This window comes from Buttiauxella noackiae ATCC 51607 (assembly GCF_001654865.1).
Lineage (GTDB): Bacteria > Pseudomonadota > Gammaproteobacteria > Enterobacterales > Enterobacteriaceae > Buttiauxella > Buttiauxella noackiae.
In genome coordinates, this window is the sequence record NZ_LXEO01000052.1 from 1 (window position 1) to 18,569 (window position 18,569).

The window sequence follows — 18,569 nt, forward strand, 5'->3', positions numbered from 1 at the left end:
AGCACCGTAAATAAAAAGTGTGAGTGGCATTGATAACTAAAATAATTCGAGTCACTGTTCAAAATGCTTGAGCCTTTTGAACAGCGTTTGCACAGGCTCAAAGGGTGAGCAGCCAACGCATCAACAACTTGAAGTATGACGGGTATAAACGATTTCCCCGAAAGCGGCCGTATGCTTCCATCATCACTAATTATAATTAGCGATAACCTCCACGGTCGCTACAGCTGGGCCAGCCTGTACTTCATCATCAGGAATGCGTATATAGCGGGCAGCCATATTCACCGTCATACTGTTCGTTGAACCTACTCCGAAAGCTGACGTGGCCTGCTGAGTTGGGACATTAAAAATCACGGGTCGAGCCGGGGTGAGTGCCGCTGACTGGGAAGCCACCGTTCCCCAGGCAAGCTGTATACCGTAACCCTGAGCGCCACCGCTATTGAGCGCCATAATCCCGCGTGCGCTATCAAGCACTTCCGTACGCGGCACGACCGTTATATTGACGTTCTGGTTTTTGGTCGATACCCCCGTTCGTGATGTCACGGTATTGTTGCCGGTGTTTATCGATGCTGTTCGGTCATAACCCATGGCCTGCGGGCACTGCAACGTGAAACTGGCATCCTTCCATGGCGCAGGGGCTCTCTCTGCTCCTGACCAAGTGGCATCATAAGTGCCCATCTCAACGGTTGAATTATTAAAAGTACAGGTGCCGGTTGATAGCGTGATGTTCCCGGAAATAATCGCTGAGTTTGAGGTAAAAGTATTACTGATTAGATTGGGGCCATTCGTAGGTAGGCTACCCCAGCTATCTGCTGAATTAGTCAGCTGTAGAGCCTGCACCACCTGGAAGTTAGAAAAATTGATCACGTTGCCGGGGTTTTCTGCCCCTGGGAGCTTCCAGAGCGCAACTTTAATATAGAATTGCCCACCCGCGTTTATTCCTGCCGTATAGCTTTTATTGGGGTTTTGATAGTCTCCAAGCGGGCCGTTTCTCTGATCTAAGTTATAGAATGACAGACCAAACCCGGTGCCCGGTATCGGGAATATCCAGTTGCCACTAGCGCTATCTTTAACAGGCACAGAACCCGTAGGGGGAACAATATACTGCAGATAATTAACCGAGATCCCACTGGGATTGGGTGAGCAGTCAATAATCGTCGATGCCCAGCCCCATACGAAACCACTCCAGGTATAGAGAGCCTTATATTGTGACGGATTGCCGGGGGCAGTCATGGAATCCTGTGAGCCATTGTAGGGCAGAACCTGGGTGTATATGGGGTTTGCCCCAGCCCTATTCGTGCAGGTGACCACTGAGGCTGATGCTGTAAATCCGCTAAATAAAAAAACAAATAACAAAAGATATTTTAACAAGTTACACTTCCGATTAATCATTTGATTGCCGTGATTGCGACACCCCTTTAACTGACTCATCATAACTAACCGACGTATTGTTTAATATCTAAGCAGTTTTATTTAGGAAAGCATCCCTGGTGGTTATCTTAAAAAATAAAACCATTGAGAGAATGGGCTTGCGCATCACGGACAACTGGGAGAGAAGCGAGGGAGTCTTTTTCCCTCGCTTTGAGCAGAGTTTTTTAAACCTAAATAATCATTGATGGGTCGATACCCAAAATAATTCGAGTTGCAGAACAAAAGGCTAAAGCCTTTTGTTCTGTGCTTGCGCCCCCTAAAGAGGTGAGGCCGAGTATTGCTAAGGCATCTGCGGCTTGAAGTATGACGGGTATTCAAGCTAGCGGAAGAATTTATCCTTCAGCATATGGAAGCCTTTGGTCAGCAAATCTTCATCGTGAGCGACTTCACCCGCAGGTGAAAGCGTGTCGACGATTTTCGGGAGCTGCTCTGCCAGCAGCTGAGATGCACTTCCCACATCAATCCCGAGTTTCTCAGCTAAACCGCTGATTGCTGGGGTGCCCAGCACCTCCTGCACCTGCTCAGGGTTAACGCTTTGATTATGCGCACCGCTCAGCCAGGAGGTGACTACATCAGAGAAACCCTTTTCCCGAAAACGCTCAAGAATTGCCTGAATGCCGCCTTGTTCATTAATCCATGTAAGGATGACTTTGAATTTACCTGCATCGCCACCCCCCATCATGCCAGTAACTTGATCGAATAAACCCATGACCGTGTCCTCTTGCAATCACGAAGTGTGCCTTAGAAGTGTAGTCAATCACGGGCCTGTTACGACAATTTTGCCGAAGGCGCCACGGTCAAGATGCGCCAGCGCCTGCGGTAGTTCATCAAAGCGGTAGGTCATTTCGATGACCGGTTTGATGTTGTTTGCGTCAATAGCGCGGACGAAATCTTCCAGTGCGCGGCGGTGACCGACACCAATACCTTGAATAGTTGGGGATTTCAGCAGCAACTCACCCGCAGGGCCTGAGAACTCAAAACCGTCCAGCACACCAATCACGGATATACGCCCATGCACCGCAACCGCACGCAGGGAATTTGCCAGGTTTGCGCCGCCAACGGTTTCAATAATATGGTCGATTCCGTTCTCCTGTGTGAGTTCGTAAACGGCATCAACCCAGTCATTTTTCAGTCGGTTAATGCCGTGGTCGGCACCCAGGGCTTTCGCCTGCGCGAGTTTTTCATCGCTACCCGAAGTGATAAACACTTTCGCGCCGTGAGCTTTGGCGATTTGCAACGCAAACATAGAAACTCCGCCCGTTCCCTGCACCAGCACTGATTTCCCTGCGCGTAAGCCGCCACGTTCAACCAATGCAAACCAGGCGGTAAGCCCCGCGCATGGTAGCGTGCTGGCCTGAATATCGTCGAGGCTGGCAGGTGAATCCACCAGCCAGTTTTCACTCATAACTACATACTCCGCGAGCATCCCCTGATGCACACCGCCGAGCGTGCGATATGGTGGAGTTCGGGCATTACCATTTGGTTTACCGTCTATCCAGTCAGGTGAAAATGTCGAGATAACACGCGCACCTTTCTGAAAACGAGTGACGCCTTCCCCGATACTTTCCACCACGCCCGCCATGTCTGACGCGGGAGTAAAAGGGAAGGGAAGCGGCAATGGCATGGACCCATCAATCACCATTTTATCGCGATAGTTAAGCGCAACCGCATTCACGCGCACCAGTACATCTCCAGGTCCTGGTGTTGGGATCGTTTCTGTAGAAAGTGCCAGGTTTTCACGCCCAACGGCATTCATCGTCCAGCGTTGCATTGTTTGGCTGATCGTTTGGCTCATCATTATCTCCAGGGGCTCAGGTTAATTCATCTCCACCGAAAGTATATCGTTGACCTTTAATCACCAGTGGCGATAGATTTTCCATATATTGGTTCCTGAATGGATACAAATAATGACCGAGCAGCTGAAGGGCATTTCTGTTTTTGTTACTGCTGTTGAAGCAGGCAGCTTCTCTCTTGCTGCTGAACGCCTACACCTTTCACGTTCAGCCGTGGGCAAAACCATTTCCCAGCTCGAGCATCGATTAAGCGTGCGGCTTTTTCAACGAACTACGCGCAGCCTGGCGCTAACCGATGAAGGCGCAATTTTTTATGAGCATTGTCTGCGCGCACTGGAAGAAATTCAGGCCGCCGAAACGCTTCTAGAAAGCGGGAAAAAATCCGTACGGGGGCGGTTGAGAGTTTCAATGCCGGCACTGTATGGCCGCATGTGTATTGCGCCGTTGCTGACAGAATTTGCCATCCAACATCCCGATTTAAAGCTGGAATTACTATTTAGCGACAGAGTTTCAGACCTGCTTGAAGACGGGCTGGATTTGGTGATTCGCAACGGAAAATTGCCGGACAGCAGCGGTCTGGTCGCACGAAAGCTAGGCGAGCATCGCATGATGATTTGCGCATCACCTCACTATTTACGGCAACATGGTGAACCACAAACCATCGACGATTTATCGCACCATGAAGTGTTTAATTACATCAATTCAGGCGTACCGCATCGTTGGATTATTAATGGTGAAGGCGATAAGAAAAGCGAGTTTGTCCCGAAATCACGAATGCTGATGGACGATTTAGAAGCGATAGCAGATGCGTCGATTGCCGGGTTTGGTATTGCGCTGTTGCCGTGCTGGCTGATTGAGGAAGAGTTACAGAATGGGAAGTTGGTCAGGATACTGAGCAAGGATCTGGATAGTGTTTATGAAACGCATGCGGTGTGGGTACAAACACTTCATCTACCGCTAAAAGTGAGGCTGGCTGTGGATATGCTGGTGAGCAGATTGCCCACCAGCATGAACTAACTTAGATATCGATGTTCGCCGCTTTCAGGGCGTTTTCTTCGATAAAGGCACGACGTGGTTCAACCGCATCGCCCATCAGGGTAGTGAACAGCTGATCGGCTGCAATCGCGTCTTTAACAGTTACGCGCAGCATACGACGGCTTTGTGGATCCATTGTGGTTTCCCACAGCTGATCCGGGTTCATTTCGCCCAAACCTTTGTAACGCTGAATCGACAGGCCACGACGTGACTCTTTACCCAACCACTCCAGCGCCTGCTCGAAGCTGGCAACAGGTTGTTGGCGCTCGCCACGTTCGATGAACGCATCTTCTTCGATCAGACCGCGCAGTTTTTCGCCCAGTGTGCAAATACGACGATATTCACCACCAACGATAAACTCTTGCTCCAGCGGATAGTCAGTATCAACGCCGTGGGTACGCACACGGATCACTGGCTCGAACAGGTTCAGTTCACGGTTATGACGAACCAGGGAGTTCCAGGTGCTGCCGTGCTGTTCGTTTTCGTTAAGCGCGTTAACCAGTGCTGAAACCCAGGCAGTCACTTTGCTTTCGTCAACCAAATCGGTGTCTTCAAGCGTTGTGTGATAAACGAGGTTGTTCAACAAGTTGCGCGGATATCGGCGCTCCATGCGGCCAATCATTTTCTGGCAAGCTTTAAACTCAGACACCAGTTTTTCCAGCGCTTCGCCAGCGATTGCTGGTGCGTGGGCATTGGTATGCAGTGTTGCGCCGTCCAGGGCAATGGCAATTTGATATTGATCCATTGCTTCATCGTCTTTGATGTACTGCTCTTGCTTGCCTTTCTTCACTTTGTACAGCGGTGGCTGTGCGATATACACATGGCCGCGCTCAACGATTTCAGGCATTTGACGATAGAAGAAGGTCAACAGCAGGGTACGGATGTGCGAACCATCGACGTCCGCATCCGTCATGATGATGATGCTGTGGTAACGCAACTTATCCGGGTTGTATTCGTCACGGCCAATGCCGCAGCCCAGCGCGGTAATCAGCGTGGCCACTTCCTGAGAGGCGAGCATTTTGTCAAAGCGCGCTTTCTCAACGTTCAGAATTTTACCTTTGAGCGGCAAAATGGCCTGGTTCTTACGGTTACGCCCCTGTTTTGCAGAGCCGCCCGCAGAGTCCCCTTCCACAAGGTACAGTTCGGAGTGAGCCGGGTCGCGTTCCTGGCAGTCAGCAAGTTTGCCTGGCAGACCAGCCAAATCGAGCGCGCCTTTACGACGGGTCATTTCACGTGCGCGGCGTGCTGCTTCACGAGCACGAGCTGCATCAATAATTTTACCGACCACGATTTTCGCGTCAGACGGGTTTTCCAGCAGGTATTCAGACAACAGTTCGTTCATCTGCTGTTCAACTGCGGTTTTCACTTCAGAAGAAACCAGTTTGTCTTTGGTCTGAGAAGAGAATTTAGGGTCTGGAACTTTCACGGAGACAACAGCAATCAGGCCTTCACGGGCATCGTCACCGGTGGCGCTCACTTTCGCTTTTTTGCTGTAGCCTTCTTTATCCATATACGCGTTCAAAGTACGCGTCATCGCCGCACGGAAACCAGCAAGGTGAGTACCACCATCGCGCTGCGGGATGTTGTTGGTAAAGCAGTAGATGTTTTCCTGGAAACCGTCGTTCCACTGCAACGCCACTTCTACACCAATACCGTCTTTTTCAGTGCTGAAATAGAACACGGTAGGGTGAATTGGGGTTTTGTTTTTGTTGAGGTATTCAACAAACGCGCGGATACCGCCTTCGTAGTGGAAGTGGTCCTGGCGGCCATCACGCTTATCAATCAGGCGGATAGAAACACCAGAGTTCAGGAACGACAGTTCACGCAGGCGTTTAGCCAGGATGTCGTACTCAAACTCAATGACGTTGGTGAAGGTTTCGTGGCTTGGCCAGAAACGGACTTGCGTACCGGTTACGTCAGATTCGCCCGTAACGGCCAGCGGCGCCTGTGGCACACCGTGGATGTAAGTTTGCTGGTGCACTTTGCCTTCGCGGCGAATCAGCAATTCCAGCTTCTGGGACAGGGCGTTAACTACAGAAACACCCACACCGTGCAGACCACCAGAAACTTTATAAGAGTTGTCATCGAACTTACCGCCGGCGTGAAGCACGGTCATAATAACTTCGGCAGCAGACACACCTTCTTCCGGGTGAATACCAGTAGGAATACCACGACCATCATCGGTTACAGAGACAGAGTTATCAGCATGAATGGTGACAACGATGTCTTTACAGTGACCGGCAAGTGCTTCGTCGATAGCGTTATCTACGACCTCAAATACCATGTGGTGCAGACCGGTGCCGTCATCCGTATCACCGATATACATTCCCGGGCGCTTACGTACCGCATCCAGCCCTTTAAGGACTTTGATACTGGAGGAGTCATAAGAATTCGACATCAACGTTTCTCGCTCATTTATTCTTGGGTTAATCCGTTATTTTACCCTGATCCACGGCGAACATCTTCGAATTTTTGTCCGCCATATCCATCACATGTTCTGCGCTAATCGCGCTAACAAAAACTTGTGATTCCGTTGCCTTTAACCGGCTGGCTAATAGACCACGGCGTGCATCATCTAGTTCAGAGGCAAAATCATCTATCAGATACAGGCAACGTCGCCCGTTCTGTCGGGTGAGAAACTCACCCTGTGCCAGTCTTAAAGCGCACATCAGTAATTTAAGCTGCCCGCGCGACAACGTATCTTCTACCGGCGCACCGTCTGCACGTATCCGAAAATCCGCTTTGTGGGGGCCGTGGGCGGTGTAGGTCAGCATTCGATCGCGTTCGAAGTTGCGTTCCAGTAACTCGCCATAGTCACTCTCTTTTTCCCAACCGCGCTGGAAGGAGAAGTTTAGAGAGAACTCCGGGAGAAATTGTGCACAGGTATCAGCCATGTCATCAGCAATGGCTGCACTGTAGTCGGCACGCCAGCGGCTAATTTGCTCCGCTAGTGGGATAAGCTCTTGATCCCATGGCCGCAACTGCGCATAACGCGTTACCTGGCGCAACGCAGCATTGCGTTGCTTAAGTAGGCGCTTGAGATTGCTCCAGGCGACAAAAAAACCTGGTTCATTGTGGAAACATCCCCAATCGAGGAAAGCTCGACGGTATTTCGGGCCACCGTTAAGCAAGGTAAACCCTTCTGGGGTGATGAGTTGCATGGGCATCAACAGCGCAAGTTCAGCCACTTTGTGACCGTCGCTGCCGTCGATGCGCACTTTGCTGTCGCCTGCACGGTCTTTGGTCAGGCCAACTGAGGTTTCCCGCTCGCCGTTCTGTATACGCCCATGCAGTACAAAGGATTCTGTTTCATGGCGGATCACACGTTCAATTTTCAGACTGCGAAAAGCGCGACCGTGCCCGAGGGTATAAATCGCCTCCAGCACGCTGGTTTTGCCACTTCCGTTGGCTCCGACCAGGAAATTAAACCCTGGAGACAGAGCCAGATCCGCATCTTCGATATTTCGAAAATCTTTAATTAACAGCCTGTTGAGCGACATCTACAGTCTCATTGGCATCACAACATACGCCGCCGCTTGTGAGGCTGCATCTTCAATCTGCACGCTGGAAACAGAGTCGGTCAGCAAAATGCGTACGTTCTCGCATTTAAGTGCATTCAGGACATCAAGCACGTAACTGACGTTGAAACCAATTTCCATATCTGTGCCGTCGTAAGTGACGTCAAGAATCTCTTCGGCTTCTTCCTGTTCCGGGTTGTTAGCCGTGATTTTCAGCTGGTTTTGAATAACCTGCAGGCGAACACCACGGAATTTCTCGTTCGAAAGAATGGCTGCGCGCGAAAACGCTTGTTTCAGCAAATCGCAGCTGGCATCCAGATGCTTATCAGGATTCTTCGGCAACACGCGGCGATAATCAGGGAAACGACCATCAACTAACTTAGACGTGAAGATAAAGTCGCCAACATGAGCGCGAATGTTGTTGCTACCAATCTGGATACGCAACGGCGAGTCGCCGCCGTCCAACATACGCATTAGTTCAATCACGCCTTTACGCGGCACGATCACCGAATGGTTTGGCAGAGACTGACCTACCGGCATAGAACACACAGCCAAGCGGTGACCATCGGTCGCCACGGTGCGTAACTCTTCGCCTTCGGTTTCAAACAACATGCCGTTCAAATAGTAGCGAACGTCCTGATGCGCCATAGAAAACTGCGTGGCTTCAATCAGGCGTTTCATGGTCGCTTGCGGGAGCGTGAATTCTACTTCGCTCTGCCAGTCGTCCAGGTTAGGGAAATCAGCAGCAGGCAGCGTCGAGAGCGAGAATCGGCTACGCCCGGAGCGCACCAACATACGGTCGCCCTCAAGCGTAACAGCTATTTCTGCACCTTCCGGCAAACCACGGCAGATATCAAAAAATTTACGTGCTGGAACCGTCGTGGCACCCGGCTCATGCGGTTGCACCAACGCGACACGCGCCACCATCTCCATTTCCAGGTCAGTACCTGTTAATGAAAGAGTTCCTTCCGCGACTTGCAACAGCAGGTTGCCGAGAATCGGTAACGTCGGACGGCCACCTAACGGGCCACTCACCTGTTGCAGCGGTTTTAATAAAGTTTCACGTTCAACGGTAAATTTCATAGCGTCACGAAGATAATGTTCTGATTAGGTTAGAGAAATCTTCTTTGATGTCGTGGCTTTCTTCACGCAACTGCTCAATCTTACGGCAGGCATGGAGAACCGTAGTATGGTCGCGGCCACCAAAGGCATCGCCGATTTCTGGCAAGCTATGGTTAGTCAGTTCCTTCGCCAGAGCCATTGCCATTTGACGTGGACGGGCAACAGAGCGGGAACGACGCTTGGACAACAGGTCAGCAATCTTTATTTTATAGTACTCTGCCACCGTCTTCTGAATATTGTCGATGGTGACAAGCTTCTCTTGCAGCGCCAGCAGATCGCGCAGCGCTTCGCGCACGAAGTCGATGGTAATCGCCCGGCCAGTAAAGTTGGCGTTGGCAATAACACGGTTCAATGCCCCTTCAAGCTCACGCACGTTTGAACGTAAACGCTTGGCAATAAAGAAGGCCACTTCACCCGGCAGACGGATATCGTTCTCGTCTGCTTTTTTCATCAGGATCGCAACACGCGTTTCCAGTTCTGGTGGCTCAATCGCAACCGTGAGCCCCCAACCGAAGCGAGATTTCAGACGATCTTCAACACCGTTGATCTCTTTTGGATAACGATCCGAAGTCAGAATGATCTGTTGGTTACCTTCAAGCAGGGCGTTGAAGGTGTGGAAGAATTCTTCTTGTGAGCGTTCTTTATTAGCAAAGAATTGAATGTCATCAATCAGCAGTGCGTCAACAGAACGGTAGTAACGTTTGAACTCTTCAATAGCGTTATTTTGCAGTGCTTTTACCATGTCCTGAACGAAACGTTCAGAGTGCATGTACACCACTTTTGCATTCGGTTTGCGCGCAATAATACCGTTGCCAACAGCATGCAAAAGGTGCGTTTTACCCAGACCGGTGCCGCCATAAAGGAATAAAGGGTTATAAGCGCCACCAGGGTTGTCTGCCACCTGACGTGCTGCCGCGCGAGCCAGTTGGTTCGACTTACCTTCAACGAAGTTATCGAAAGTATGTTTTACGTTAACGTTAGAGCGATAGGAGTGTTCAGCCGGAGCCGGGAGGTTATCCCAACTTGGACGAATTTGATTCGTTGGACGTGCAATATGTACATGCGCAGGAGCGCTGGTTACAGCCTGCTGGTTCATTGTTTGGCTGACCGGTTTGCTGCCAACTTCAAAACGCAATACGGGTGCATCAGTGCCACAAAAATCATTGAGCAAGCCATTGATATTATTGAGGTACTTATCTCTCACCCAGTCGAGCACAAAACGGTTTGGCGCATACAGGGCCAGCGTGTTATCGCTCAGTTCCGCCTGTAGGGGGCGTATCCACATACTGAATTCTGTGGCTGGTAACTCATCCTGCAATCGGGCAAGACACTGCTGCCAAAGCGAAAGTGACACGGCGGACTCCACTCGAACAAAGTCGATAAAATGACGAAGACTGAAAGTTTATATTCATGATTGTTGACACACGCCGACTTTCCCACAGGGATCCCGGTACGGGAAGCGTGCGAACCGCTATCTGCGGTTTACCCCAGGGTGAACGCTAAAGGATCACGATCGGGACCGCGGATCATAGCCTAAAGTGCGCCAGAGATCTTCTGTTTCTCACAGTTTCTTCCCGATTTATCCACAGGGCTGTTTTGTGGAGTCTAAGTGTAAACGATCCTGCCAGACGCGCAGTGCGTTACATTCCTATATTGGAAAATTTACTGACTCGCGCACAAAATCGACTTATCTGATCTAAGGAAGATCCCCAACGATCCTTGCGCTTTAATGGGGACGCCGTATAATTCCCCACCCGTCGCGTGTCACCACGGCTTTATTTTGGTCAGATCCTGGTCGTTTTAAGGGTCAAAAAGCGAATTAAGGCACGGGAAATAAGGAAAGAGAATTGACTCCGGAGTGTACAATTATTACAATCCGGCCTCTTTAATCAGCCACACTGAGGCGTAAGTCGTTTGCAGTTTCTGCAGGGCTCTTCGCTAACCCAGTGAAATTTATCCAAGTTTAGGTAGAAATCGCCATGAAACGCACTTTTCAACCGTCTGTACTGAAGCGCAACCGTTCACACGGCTTCCGTGCTCGTATGGCTACAAAAAATGGTCGTCAGGTACTGGCACGTCGTCGTGCTAAAGGCCGTTCTCGTCTGACCGTTTCTAAGTAATAAAAGCTAACCCCTGAGTGGTTAAGCTCGCATTTCCCAGGGAGTTACGCTTGTTAACTCCCACTCATTTCACTTTCGTCTTCCAGCAGCCTCAACGGGCTGGCACGCCGCAAATCACCATCCTCGGCCGCCTAAATTCGCTGGGGCATCCCCGCATCGGTCTTACAGTCGCTAAGAAAAATGTTAAACGTGCACACGAACGCAATCGGATTAAACGTCTGACGCGTGAGAGTTTCCGTTTGCGTCAGCACGAACTTCCTGCAATGGATTTCGTGGTAGTGGCTAAGAAAGGGGTTGCAGACCTGGATAACCGGGCTTTATCGGAAGCATTGGAAAAGTTATGGCGCCGTCATTGTCGCCTTTCTCCCGGCTCTTGATAGGCCTGATTAGGGTCTATCAGCGCCTGATAAGTCCGCTTCTCGGGCCGCATTGTCGTTTTACTCCAACCTGTTCTCACTACGGAATTGAGGCATTGCGCAGGTTTGGGGTGTTAAAAGGCAGTTGGTTGACAGTGAAACGCGTATTAAAATGCCACCCTTTGAACCCCGGTGGAGACGATCCCGTCCCACCTGGACCTTTTGATACCAGAGAACACTAACGATGGATTCGCAACGCAATCTCTTTCTCATCGCTTTGTTGTTCGTGTCTTTCATGATCTGGCAAGCCTGGGAGCAGGACCACGCTCCACAACCTCAGGTACAGCAGACCACGCAGACTACGACCACCGCAGCAGGTAACGCCGCAAACCAGGGTGTACCGACCAGTGGCCAGGGTAAACTCATCACAGTTAAAACTGACGTTCTTGAGCTTTCCATCAACACCCGTGGTGGTGATGTTGAGCAGGCGCTGTTGTTGACCTACCCGAAAGAGCTCAAATCTAATGAGCCGTTCCAGTTACTGGAAACTACGCCAGAGTTTGTCTACCAGGCGCAAAGTGGCCTGACCGGTCGCGATGGCCCGGATAACCCGGCTAACGGTGAGCGTCCTCTGTATAACGTTGCTAGCGATACTTTCGTGCTGCCAGAAGGCCAGAACGAAATCGTTATCCCAATGACCTATACCGATGCGGCGGGCAATACCTTCACTAAATCCTTCACCCTGAAACGCGGCGAGTTCGCGGTAAGCGTGAATTACGATGTGAAGAACGCCGGTGAGAAACCGCTGGAACTGGCTACTTTTGGTCAGTTGAAGCAGTCCATCAATTTGCCGACTCACCGCGATACAGGAAGCAACAACTTTGCATTGCATACCTTCCGTGGTGCTGCGTACTCGACTCCAGATGCGAAATACGAAAAATATAAATTCGATAAAATCGCAGACGGTGAGAACCTGAACGTCAACGCCAGCAATGGTTGGGTTGCGATGTTGCAGCAGTATTTCGCAACAGCGTGGGTTCCAAATAATCAGGGTACCAACAACTTCTATACCACCAAACTGAACAACGATGTGGCAGCGATTGGTTATAAATCTTCGCCGCAACTGGTTCAGCCAGGTCAGACCGCTAAACTGGGTAGCACCCTGTGGGTCGGCCCGGAAATTCAGGACAAAATGGCAGCCGTTGCGCCGCACCTTGACCTGACAGTGGATTATGGTTGGTTGTGGTTTATTTCTCAGCCGCTGTTCAAGCTGTTGAAATTTATCCACAGCTTCATCGGTAACTGGGGCTTCTCCATTATCGTTATCACCTTTATCGTTCGTGGCATCATGTACCCGCTGACTAAAGCGCAGTACACATCCATGGCGAAAATGCGTATGTTGCAGCCGAAACTGGCGGCCATGCGTGAACGTATTGGTGACGATAAGCAGCGCCAGAGTCAGGAAATGATGGCGTTGTATAAAGCTGAGAAAGTTAACCCGTTGGGTGGCTGTCTCCCGCTGGTTATCCAGATGCCAATCTTCCTGGCGTTGTACTACATGCTGATGGGTTCTGTGGAATTGCGCCATGCGCCGTTCGCACTGTGGATTCATGACTTGTCTGCACAAGACCCGTACTACATCCTGCCGATCCTGATGGGCTTGACGATGTTCTTCATTCAGAAGATGTCGCCGACCACCGTGACCGACCCGATGCAGCAGAAGATCATGACCTTTATGCCGGTCATCTTCACGGTGTTCTTCCTGTGGTTCCCGTCAGGCCTGGTACTGTACTATATCGTCAGTAACACAGTGACCATCATCCAGCAGCAGCTGATTTATCGCGGTCTTGAGAAACGTGGCTTACACAGTCGCGATAAGAAAAAGACCTGATAACAATTAGCTAGAAGCTTACGAAAGGCGGTCAATAGACCGCCTTTTTTATTTTGTCGGATGGATAAGCGAAGCGTTATCCACTAGCCATCTCGAAAGGGAAAATTATGAGCCATAACGAGACAATCGTTGCCCAGGCGACACCGCCGGGACGTGGTGGAGTCGGTATCCTGCGCGTATCAGGCCTGCAAGCTCGTGAAGTCGCGCAAGCGATTCTGGGTAAACTCCCTAATCCACGCTATGCCGATTACCTGCCATTCCGTGATGCAGACGGCAGCGTGCTCGATCAAGGCATCGCGCTGTGGTTCCCTGGGCCAAATTCCTTCACAGGTGAAGACGTGTTGGAATTTCAGGGGCACGGTGGCCCGGTTATCCTCGACTTGCTGTTAAAACGCATTCTGGCGCTCCCAGGGCTGCGTATCGCAAGGCCTGGTGAGTTCTCTGAGCGGGCATTCCTGAATGACAAGTTGGATTTGGCGCAGGCAGAGGCGATAGCTGACCTGATTGATGCCAGTTCCGAGCAAGCCGCTCGTTCAGCATTAAATTCTTTGCAGGGGGCTTTCTCCGCCCGCGTAAACCATCTGGTCGAAGCGCTGACTCATCTACGCATTTACGTAGAAGCAGCGATTGATTTCCCGGATGAAGAAATAGACTTCCTCTCTGACGGCAAAATTGAAGCGCAACTAAACCAGGTGATTAACGATCTGGACGCTGTTCGTGCCGAAGCACGCCAGGGAAGTTTGCTGCGCGAAGGGATGAAGGTAGTGATTGCTGGCCGTCCAAACGCCGGGAAATCGAGCCTGCTGAACGCCCTTGCAGGCCGCGAAGCAGCGATTGTGACGGATATTGCCGGAACAACCCGCGATGTCTTGCGAGAACATATCCACATTGATGGCATGCCGCTACACATCATTGATACCGCAGGTCTTCGTGAAGCAAGCGACGAAGTTGAGCGTATTGGTATCGAACGTGCGTGGAATGAGATCGAACAAGCTGACCGCGTACTGTTTATGGTTGATGGCACCACCACCGATGCCACAGACCCTGCAGAAATCTGGCCAGACTTTATTGCGCGCTTGCCAACACGTTTGCCCATTACAGTTGTGCGTAACAAAGCAGACGTGACTGGCGAAACGCTGGGCCTGAGCGATGTGAACGGTCACTCACTAGTACGCCTTTCTGCACGTACCGGTGAAGGCGTTGATGTGCTGCGCGATCATCTAAAACAGAGCATGGGCTTTGAAACCAATATGGAAGGTGGCTTCCTGGCGCGTCGTCGCCACTTACAGGCGCTGGAACAGGCGGCAACCCACCTGCAGCAAGGGAAAGCACAGCTGCTGGGCGCATGGGCCGGGGAGTTACTGGCTGAAGAGCTACGCCTTTCTCAGCAAAGCTTGAGCGAAATCACTGGCGAATTTACCTCTGATGATTTGCTCGGACGCATCTTCTCCAGCTTCTGTATCGGTAAGTAATCTAAAAAGTAAGCGTGTGCTCACTTTTTGCTCATCCCGCAATATATCCAGTATTGCGGGATTTTTTGCCATTTTGTCTGGTGCTTTAAAAGCTAAATATTCATAGGGTTGATCTATTGACGCTTTTTTACACACACCTGTCCGTGCGTTTGTGCTTTAAAAAACCTACAATCGATCGCTAAGTACTGTGTCCATTATCAAGGAGAGACAAATGGCAACGCACTTCGCAAGATGTACGCTCAACCAGAAATACCCCTTTTCTAGCCGACTGAATAAAGAGTGCCAGACTGAAGCTCTGCAGATGCCAGAGCATCGCCGCACACGGTATTTAGCCTCTCGTAGCCTACTAGCTGAATTACTGCATATGCTTTATGGCATTCAACAGCTACCGAGAATAGTTGCCACTGCAACCGGGCGCCCACACTTTGCCGATCCTTCATTAATGGACTTCAGCATTGCCTATGCCGGAAACAACGTCGCCGTTCTGATAACAACCGAAGGCCGCTGTGGATTAGATATTGAGATTAACCAGTCTTTTGGCCATCTCCCATCTGTCGCCTCAGGCTCTACTTTTCGCAGTAATGAATCCATCTGGATAAACAATCAAAAAAACCCAGGTGAAGCTCGCGCACAACTACGCACATTGCATCAAAGCACTTTTAAACTGACAGGCCGCGAAGAAAGTTTGCAACTTCTGCCTGGGGCCGGGCGAATACGTGCTAGCGACCAATCAGAAATTGAAGCGATCAGCGATGTGGAAGGGCTATTGATCTGGGGATGCGTGGTGTCACCAGCCATTGAAAAGCTCAGTTTGTGGGAATTTGAAGCTCCTCAGAACTGGCATAGCCTGGGAGATGTCAAATCTCGCTATCAGGATCCCAATGGCAGCATTATTCGTTTAACCAGCATGTCGTCAGAAAAAGTGTTATATCAAAACTGATCGTTCCCGAACGTACTGACACCAAGGAGTATTTATGTCCGACACGTTAAAGATAGTCACGTTATTAGGCAGCCTGCGTCATGGTTCATTCAACGCTATGGTTGCTCGTACTTTGCCAGGAATCGCTCCTGCGGGAATGAACATCGATGCGTTGCCGTCGATTAAAGACATTCCTTTGTATGACGCTGATGTGCAGCAAGAAGAGGGTTTCCCATCAAGCGTTGAAGCCATTGCTGAACAAATTCGCGCCGCAGACGGTGTGGTGATTGTCACGCCGGAATATAACTACTCGGTACCGGGCGGGCTGAAGAATGCCATCGACTGGCTATCTCGTTTACCTGAACAGCCTCTGGCAGGAAAGCCTGTGCTGATTCAAACCAGTTCAATGGGTGCAATCGGCGGCGCACGTTGTCAGTACCATCTACGCCAGATTCTGGTGTTCCTCGACGCGATGGTGATGAACAAGCCAGAATTTATGGGTGGTGTGATTCAGAATAAAGTCGATACGCAAACAGGTGAAGTAGTTGATCAAAGCACACTCGATCATCTGGCTGGGCAACTGGCTGCATTTGGTGATTATATTCAGCGAGTTAAAAGTTAATTCGCTAATGCGCGCCACATAGTTTCAAAGCCTAACGCTTTAAAATCGCCAGCCCGTTCCGGTTCTCGGCTGGCGAACTCCATGGTCGTCTCTGCCAGTGAAGAAAAAATGGCATCACTAAACGCGCGATACGGGCCGCTACTAAAAGCCTTCAGTATCGATTGCGAACAAATTTCATGCATTTCCGGGAACATCTCCGCCACTTTCTGCTTGGTTTCTTCGCCTATTTTATCGCTCACCGCTAATTGACGGATCGCCCTGTGGGCTTGCGAATTGCGGATTGCCCAGTCGATATAACTGTTCCAGATATAACGAGTATATTCTTTCGGGTCTTTCAGTGTACGGTCGAGATTCTCCTGCATTGAAAAAAGTAAGCCCTGTTTCAAATGCAGGTACAGCTCGTTGAGCAAATCGTCCTTCGTGGCAAAATAGCGAAACAGTGTGCCTTCTGCCACACCAGCAGCACGAGCAATCTGAGCAGTAGACGCAACAATCCCCGCCTGGCCAATAGCGATAGTCGCCGCTTCCAGTATCGCTAGTTTCTTATCTTCACTCTTCGGACGAGCCACAACATTTTTCCTCATTCACACCAAAACACAAATTGAATCACGCAAGCTACGGCACTGCAACGCGCAATGTCAGCGATTGAAAATGATCTTGACGGTTATCACGCCCCATCTATAATGAGTGCTTACTCACTCATTATCAAATTTATTAGCATCGTGCCAGCGGATGGGACGAACATGCAGGCCAGGAAATGAAACGTCTCTCCCTATGCGCGGTTATTATTATGTTGATTGCAACAGCAGCCAGTTTGCCTTTTGTCCTGAATGCCGGTTTTGGTCAGGCTCCGCAAGGTGAAGGTTTAAGCTTAGTTGAACGTTCTGCAAATTACGTGGACGGGCAGTTCCGCAACCAGGTTCCAACTCTCGGATATACCGGGCAGAAAAGTAAGCTGGCGGCATGGTGGGGGTTTTTAACCACACGAACTGAAAATGCACGCCCACAGCATTCGCTGCCTTTGGTGAAAACCGATCTGGCGAGCCTGCCGCTGGAGCAGGACACCATGGTCTGGCTCGGCCACTCCTCGTGGTACATCCAGCTCGCCGGCAAACGTATTCTGATCGACCCGGTATTCAGTAATTACGCCGCCCCTTTTTCATTCCTGAATAAAGCCTTTCCAGGGGATTACCCATGGAGTGCGGAGTCAATGCCTGAAATCGATCTGCTGATTATTTCCCACGACCATTACGATCATCTGGATTACGCGACGATTAAAGCGCTGAAACCGAAAATCCGCCAGGTGATTACGCCACTGGGCGTCGGTTCACATCTGCGCTATTGGGGCATAAATAGCGAGATCATTCACGAAAAAGACTGGAATCAGTCGGTAAAAGTTTCAAATGGGCTGACGGTCCATGTTCTGCCCGCCCGTCACTTCTCCGGTCGTAGCCTGAAGAGCAACCAGACTTTATGGGCGAGTTTTATGTTTGTAACTGATGACCACAAAGTCTATTACAGCGGTGATACCGGCTACGGGCCTCATTTCAAAACGATTGGCGAACAGTTTGGTTCTGTTGATCTTGCCATCATGGAAAACGGCCAGTACGACGAGGACTGGAGCAATATTCATATGATGCCGAACGAAACTGCGCAGGCAGCCGTTGATTTGAACGCACGCGCCGTGTTGCCGGGCCATGCGGGTCGTTTTGTGCTGGCTAAGCACACCTGGGATGCACCCTACAAAAGCCTCGCAGCAGCCAGTGCTGATAAAGATTTTCGCCTGTTAACACCAAAGCAGGGTGAGCCTGTATTGGTGAACGACAACGCACAACAATTTAGCGCCTGGTGGGAATCGACCAGTGCCATGTAAGCGAACCGCGCAGGGGGATAAATGACAATTTCAGCCCAGGTTATCGACACCATTGTTCAGTGGATTGACGACAATCTGCATCAACCATTACGTATTGATGATATTGCCGATCACGCAGGTTATTCAAAGTGGCACTTGCAGCGGTTGTTTATGCAGTACAAAGGCGAGAGTTTGGGGAGATATATTCGTGAGCGCAAACTTTTGCTGGCTGCACGTGATTTACGCGATACCGATAACAAGGTTTACGACATTAGTTTGAAGTATGGCTTTGATTCACAGCAGACGTTTACGCGGATATTTACCCGCACATTCCATCAGCCGCCGGGCAGGTATCGCAGGGATAATCATACATTGAACGGGTAAGTATTAGCGCCATCCGCCAAATGTATCGGAGGATGACGCTACGCTTACTCTAAGAAG

At 50.4% G+C, this 18,569-nt stretch carries 18 protein-coding genes; 10 read left to right on the forward strand and 8 right to left on the reverse strand.

Going from position 1 to position 18,569, the window contains the following annotated elements:
- Positions 1-186: 186 nt before the first annotated feature.
- The 3 genes from M979_RS17385 to M979_RS17395 form a co-directional block, all read right to left on the reverse strand.
- Positions 187-1,230, reverse strand: a complete 1,044-nt coding sequence (locus M979_RS17385; RefSeq protein ID WP_064555869.1) for a fimbrial protein — start codon at positions 1,228-1,230, stop codon at positions 187-189.
- A 517-nt stretch (positions 1,231-1,747) separates the two neighbouring features.
- The gene (locus tag M979_RS17390) at positions 1,748-2,137 is read right to left on the reverse strand and encodes a YidB family protein (RefSeq protein WP_034460663.1); all 390 of its coding nucleotides are present in this window, start codon (positions 2,135-2,137) and stop codon (positions 1,748-1,750) included.
- A gap of 48 nt (positions 2,138-2,185) precedes the next feature.
- Complete coding sequence (locus M979_RS17395; RefSeq protein WP_064555903.1) at positions 2,186-3,211, reverse strand: zinc-dependent alcohol dehydrogenase family protein; 1,026 nt, start codon at positions 3,209-3,211, stop codon at positions 2,186-2,188.
- Between the two features lie 124 nt (positions 3,212-3,335).
- Here M979_RS17395 and M979_RS17400 point away from each other — a divergent pair, with 124 nt between their 5' ends.
- Entirely contained in the window at positions 3,336-4,238 is a 903-nt protein-coding gene (locus M979_RS17400) for a LysR family transcriptional regulator (RefSeq protein WP_064555871.1), read from the forward strand.
- A gap of 1 nt (position 4,239) precedes the next feature.
- On the opposite strand, the gene gyrB is transcribed toward M979_RS17400, so the two are convergent.
- Genes gyrB through dnaA form a run of 4 tightly spaced genes read right to left on the reverse strand, consistent with a single transcriptional unit; the run spans position 4,240 to position 10,181 of the window.
- A complete protein-coding gene (gyrB, locus tag M979_RS17405) occupies positions 4,240-6,654 on the reverse strand; it encodes a DNA topoisomerase (ATP-hydrolyzing) subunit B (RefSeq protein WP_034460665.1) in 2,415 nt (804 codons plus the stop codon).
- A 28-nt stretch (positions 6,655-6,682) separates the two neighbouring features.
- Positions 6,683-7,756, reverse strand: a complete 1,074-nt coding sequence (gene recF / locus M979_RS17410) for a DNA replication/repair protein RecF (RefSeq protein ID WP_034460666.1) — start codon at positions 7,754-7,756, stop codon at positions 6,683-6,685.
- Positions 7,757-8,857 carry a DNA polymerase III subunit beta gene (gene dnaN, locus M979_RS17415; RefSeq protein ID WP_034460667.1) on the reverse strand — a complete coding sequence of 367 codons (1,101 nt, stop codon included), beginning with the start codon at positions 8,855-8,857 and terminating at the stop codon, positions 7,757-7,759.
- Between the two features lie 4 nt (positions 8,858-8,861).
- Positions 8,862-10,181: a chromosomal replication initiator protein DnaA gene (dnaA, locus tag M979_RS17420; RefSeq protein ID WP_373978044.1), complete on the reverse strand. Its 1,320-nt coding sequence runs from the start codon at positions 10,179-10,181 to the stop codon at positions 8,862-8,864.
- Between the two features lie 694 nt (positions 10,182-10,875).
- Here dnaA and rpmH point away from each other — a divergent pair.
- From rpmH to M979_RS17450, 7 genes are all read left to right on the forward strand, one after another.
- Positions 10,876-11,016: a 50S ribosomal protein L34 gene (gene rpmH / locus M979_RS17425; RefSeq protein ID WP_003849659.1), complete on the forward strand. Its 141-nt coding sequence runs from the start codon at positions 10,876-10,878 to the stop codon at positions 11,014-11,016.
- A 17-nt stretch (positions 11,017-11,033) separates the two neighbouring features.
- Positions 11,034-11,393: a ribonuclease P protein component gene (gene rnpA / locus M979_RS17430; protein ID WP_034460669.1), complete on the forward strand. Its 360-nt coding sequence runs from the start codon at positions 11,034-11,036 to the stop codon at positions 11,391-11,393.
- Positions 11,357-11,614 carry a membrane protein insertion efficiency factor YidD gene (gene yidD, locus M979_RS22685; protein WP_072009476.1) on the forward strand — a complete coding sequence of 86 codons (258 nt, stop codon included), beginning with the start codon at positions 11,357-11,359 and terminating at the stop codon, positions 11,612-11,614. The genes rnpA and yidD overlap by 37 nt, the downstream gene beginning before the upstream one ends.
- Before the next feature lie 2 nt (positions 11,615-11,616).
- Positions 11,617-13,263, forward strand: coding sequence for a membrane protein insertase YidC (yidC, locus tag M979_RS17435; protein WP_034460670.1), 1,647 nt, complete (start codon positions 11,617-11,619; stop codon positions 13,261-13,263).
- Between the two features lie 107 nt (positions 13,264-13,370).
- Positions 13,371-14,735: a tRNA uridine-5-carboxymethylaminomethyl(34) synthesis GTPase MnmE gene (gene mnmE, locus M979_RS17440; protein ID WP_064555873.1), complete on the forward strand. Its 1,365-nt coding sequence runs from the start codon at positions 13,371-13,373 to the stop codon at positions 14,733-14,735.
- A gap of 211 nt (positions 14,736-14,946) precedes the next feature.
- Positions 14,947-15,675, forward strand: a complete 729-nt coding sequence (locus tag M979_RS17445) for a 4'-phosphopantetheinyl transferase family protein (RefSeq protein WP_034460672.1) — start codon at positions 14,947-14,949, stop codon at positions 15,673-15,675.
- A gap of 34 nt (positions 15,676-15,709) precedes the next feature.
- Entirely contained in the window at positions 15,710-16,276 is a 567-nt protein-coding gene (locus M979_RS17450) for an NADPH-dependent FMN reductase (RefSeq protein ID WP_064555875.1), read from the forward strand.
- Here M979_RS17450 and M979_RS17455 read toward each other — a convergent pair.
- The gene (locus tag M979_RS17455; RefSeq protein ID WP_034460674.1) at positions 16,273-16,845 is read right to left on the reverse strand and encodes a TetR/AcrR family transcriptional regulator; all 573 of its coding nucleotides are present in this window, start codon (positions 16,843-16,845) and stop codon (positions 16,273-16,275) included. The two genes, M979_RS17450 and M979_RS17455, sit on opposite strands and share 4 nt — an antisense overlap.
- A gap of 188 nt (positions 16,846-17,033) precedes the next feature.
- Between M979_RS17455 and M979_RS17460 the strand changes: the two genes are divergently transcribed.
- Together M979_RS17460 and M979_RS17465 are read left to right on the forward strand one after the other, a co-directional pair.
- Positions 17,034-18,149, forward strand: coding sequence for an MBL fold metallo-hydrolase (locus tag M979_RS17460; protein ID WP_034460675.1), 1,116 nt, complete (start codon positions 17,034-17,036; stop codon positions 18,147-18,149).
- A 21-nt stretch (positions 18,150-18,170) separates the two neighbouring features.
- A complete protein-coding gene (locus M979_RS17465) occupies positions 18,171-18,512 on the forward strand; it encodes a RamA family antibiotic efflux transcriptional regulator (RefSeq protein WP_034460676.1) in 342 nt (113 codons plus the stop codon).
- Positions 18,513-18,569 lie beyond the last annotated feature (57 nt).